This window comes from Trebonia sp., assembly GCF_030042015.1.
Taxonomy (GTDB): domain Bacteria; phylum Actinomycetota; class Actinomycetes; order Streptosporangiales; family Streptosporangiaceae; genus Trebonia.
This window is the reverse complement of sequence record NZ_JASIAL010000352.1, coordinates 1-3,764: the sequence shown is the minus strand read 5'-3', so window position 1 is coordinate 3,764 and position 3,764 is coordinate 1. Positions and strand designations below refer to the sequence as shown.

3 protein-coding genes and 1 pseudogene are annotated in these 3,764 nt (G+C 71.5%); all 4 read right to left on the bottom strand.

Going from position 1 to position 3,764, the window contains the following annotated elements; all coding sequences use genetic code 11:
- Positions 1 to 163: 163 nt before the first annotated feature.
- Positions 164 to 1,531 carry a GTPase ObgE gene (obgE, locus tag Q1N79_RS19140; RefSeq protein WP_300610802.1) on the bottom strand — a complete coding sequence of 456 codons (1,368 nt, stop codon included), beginning with the start codon at positions 1,529 to 1,531 and terminating at the stop codon, positions 164 to 166.
- A gap of 69 nt (positions 1,532 to 1,600) precedes the next feature.
- The gene (gene rpmA, locus Q1N79_RS19135) at positions 1,601 to 1,873 is read right to left on the bottom strand and encodes a 50S ribosomal protein L27 (protein ID WP_300610800.1); all 273 of its coding nucleotides are present in this window, start codon (positions 1,871 to 1,873) and stop codon (positions 1,601 to 1,603) included.
- 24 nt (positions 1,874 to 1,897) lie between these two features.
- Complete coding sequence (rplU, locus tag Q1N79_RS19130) at positions 1,898 to 2,212, bottom strand: 50S ribosomal protein L21 (RefSeq protein ID WP_300610798.1); 315 nt, start codon at positions 2,210 to 2,212, stop codon at positions 1,898 to 1,900.
- 1,017 nt (positions 2,213 to 3,229) lie between these two features.
- Positions 3,230 to 3,764: pseudogene (locus tag Q1N79_RS19125) on the bottom strand (hypothetical protein); the annotation flags it as partial.

Genomic DNA, 3,764 nt, shown 5'->3' with positions numbered 1-3,764 from the left:
GGCGGCGGCCAGCGCCGCGATCCGCGCGTCGTCGATCGCGCCGTCGGCGGTGGTCAGCGACGACGAGCCGATCTTCACGACGGTCCGCGCCGCGGCGGCGACGTCGGGACGGGCGGCGGCGCCCGGCGCGGCGCTTTCCTCCCCGGCGGCCTCGGTCACCCGGTCATCCCCCAAGCCGCCAGTCCGTGCCGCGCGGGCCGCGGGCGTGCCCGCCGCCGGCCGGCAGCGTCGGATCCCAGTCGAAGACGACCGCGTCGTCGAGGTCCCCGATCAGCACGGTGTCGCCGGGCTCGGCGCCCGCGTCGGCGAGCGCCTCCTCGACGCCGAGCCGGGCCAGCCGGTCCGCGAGGTACCCCACCGCCTCGTCGTTGCCGAAGTCCGTCTGCCGCACCCAGCGGGCCGGCTTGTCGCCGCGGATCAGGTACGCGCCGTCCGGCGTGCGCACCACCTCGAAGCCGGGCTCGCTGACCGCGGCCGGGCGGATCACCAAGCGAGCCGGCTCCGCCTCCGTGCGCGCGGCGCGGGCCTGCGCCACCAGGTGCGCCATCGCGAACTTCAGCTCGCGCAGCCCCTCGGTGGTCGCGGCGGAGACCTCGTAGACGGCCAGGGCGCCCGACCCGCGCGCGGTCAGCTCGGGCTTGACCAGGTCCGCGAGCTCGCGCGCCGCCGGGACGTCGATCTTGTTGAGCGCGACAAGCCGGGGCCGGTCCGCCAGGCTCTGGTCGTAGCTGGCCAGCTCCGCCTCAATGATGTCCAGGTCCGAGATGGGGTCGCGGCCGGGTTCGGTCGTCGCGCAGTCGAGCACGTGCACCAGCGCCGAGCAGCGCTCGACGTGCCGCAGGAAGTCATGGCCAAGGCCCCTTCCCTCGCTGGCGCCGGGAATCAGCCCGGGCACGTCCGCGACGACGAACTGCACCTCGCCGGCCTCGGCGACCCCGAGGTTGGGGATGAGGGTGGTGAAGGGGTAGTCCGCGATCTTCGGCCGGGCGGCGGAGATGGCGGCGATCAGCGAGGACTTGCCGGCGTTGGGAAAGCCGACGAGGCCGATGTCCGCCACGGTCTTCAGCTCGAGGGTGAGCTCGCGCTGCTCCCCCGGCTCACCCTTCAGCGCGAAGCCGGGCGCCTTGCGGCGGGGGGACGCCAGCGCCGCGTTGCCCAGCCCACCGCGGCCGCCCGCCGCGGCGACAAAGCGCGTCCCTGTGCCCACCAAGTCCGCCAGAACCTGGCCGTCGCTGGAGAGAACGACGGTACCGTTCGGAATCTTGATAATGAGATCGGTGCCGTCAGCCCCGTTACGGTTCGAGCCGGCGCCTTGTTTGCCGTTTCCCGCCTTGCGCACGGGGCGGCGGTGGAAGTCGAGCAGCGTCGCGGTGCTCGGGTCCACTTCGAGGATCACGTCGCCGCCGCGGCCGCCGTTGCCGCCGTCCGGGCCGCCGAGCGGCTTGAACTTTTCCCTGTGGACCGAGGCGCAGCCGTTCCCCCCGTGGCCGGCCTGCACCCGCAGCGCGGCGTGGTCAGCGAACTCCGCCATCATCGATCCCCTCTACATGCCAAAGGCGGGCCGGATGCCCGGCCCGCCTTCGCACGATCGCAGTCCTGGCTAGGCCGTCTCGGACGGGCCCGGGCCGGGTACGACGCTCACGGCGCGGCGACCGCGGTAGCGGCCGAACTCTACCGCGCCGGTGACCAGCGCGAACAGCGTGTCGTCATCGCCGCGGCCGACGCCGGTGCCCGGGTGGAAGTGCGTGCCGCGCTGGCGGACGATGATCTCGCCGGCGTTCACCCGCTGCCCGCCGAAGCGCTTGACGCCGAGCCGCTGCGCGTTCGAGTCGCGGCCGTTGCGGCTCGACGACGCGCCCTTCTTGTGTGCCATCTCGTCGTTTCCTTACTTACGCACTTACGCCTTCGCGATGCCGGTGATCCGGACCTGCGTGTACTTCTGCCGGTGCCCCTGGCGGCGCTTGTAGCCGGTCTTGTTCTTGTAGTGGATCATGTTGATCTTCGGCCCCTTGGCCGGGCCAACAACCTCCGCGGTCACCTGGTATCCGGTGAGCTCGGCCGGGTCGCTGATGACCGTCCCGTCGTCCACGACGAGCAGCGCGGGGAACGTGACGCTCGACCCGGCCTCCTCGTCGTCAAGCTTGTCGACGGTGAGCACGTCATCGAGGGCGACCTTCTCCTGCCTGCCGCCGCAGCGCACAATCGCGTACACCCGAGAACTGCCTCTCCCTTGTGCGTGCCCCGCGGTCTCCGGACACTCGCCGGCCTAGCCTTGGTGCTGGCCTTCGAATCCGCGGCGGGCTCGCCATGAACCTGACATGCCATCCTACGCGCATGAAGCGACCGCGGGTCACCTGCTGACCAGGCTTGAGCCTGGCCTTGCCCTGGCCTCAGCCTGCAGCCACCCGGGCCGTCGGCGTCCATGATAGCAGTTCGCGGCGGCGCTCCCGACCAGGGAGGACGAACCGCCCGCCCCAGCATGCCGCGACTTCGCAGACGAGAAGTCCCAGGGACGATCTTGTCGGCATGGCGCTCACCTCCTCCCTCGCTTACGCCAGCCCTTGCCCCGGCGCGTGCTCGTTGGCGTCACATGGATCACTAGGATGCACGGGATCCGGCCTTGCCCGGTGACCGTGTCAACGGCGATCACCTCAAGTTCCTGCCCTACCTGATCCCTACCCACGGAGACGCCAGACGCCAGCTGTCGGGACTTTTGCACAAGCTGTGGTTCTGCGCATCACGTTCCGCAATCGGCTTATCCTGGCGTTATGGCTGCCGACGACCTTGCCGGTAGGCGAACCGGTGAGCGAATACAGATTCTGCGCGAGCGCAAAGGGCTTTCCCGCCCTGTGCTTGCCGGGCTGGAGCGGTGGGGGACGTGGCGGTCCTGGCCGGAACGGACATGGACCTTGGCGGGGCGTCGGTGCCGGTGGGATCGTTCGCGCGTATTCACCAGCAAGCATAAACCGGCATAGAGCATGATCATGGGTCAAAAACGTCGTATACGGCCACCACCGACCCACGATCATGGAGGCGGCCCCGCGCGGGGCGATCACAGTTCGTAAGGTTGCCTCGATGGCCAAGCGGCGTGCCGGAATGGGCGCGCTATCGGTTGGGGTATTGGCATGTCCCGCTCTACTGGCCCCGGGACCCGGGGCCAGTAGGTTCGCCGGCAACGCGGTGGTGGGCAGGCCGACCGAACTCGGGAGGCGTCCGGCTCGCTCTCGAGCTAGGAGAGGTCCTCGGACGCGGCGGCCTCCATGGCAGGAACATCCTCCGCTGGCGCGACTTCCCCGGCCGGAACGGCTTCAGCTGCGGGAACTTCCGCCACAGTCGGCGATGGCTCCGTGTCGGCGGGCGGGGCGGACTGCGCGTCGGCGGCGGGGGGAGCCACGTCCGGTGCGGGAGCCACGTCCGGTGCGGGAGCCGGGTCGGTGCCGGCGGGCGGGGCGCTGGCCTCCTCGGGGACCGTTACCGCCCCCACCGGGGTGGGCTCGTCCGGAGTGACGGCCAGGCGGGCCATCGCGGAGCCAGCTCGCGTACGGCGGACCGGTGCCCCCGGCTCTGTGGTCGCGGTTTCGCCCGCCGGCGGCGTCACGACCGCGGGAACGTCGTTCGCCGCCGCGACCGGGCTCACGGCCGGAGCCGGCTCGACGGCGGTCACGAGGGAAGCGGTGGCCGTGCCGCCATTGGTGCGGCCGTCGCGACGGCCGCGACGGCCGCGCTGGGCTTCCCCGTCCTGCGATGAGCGGGCCGGCGCGGCC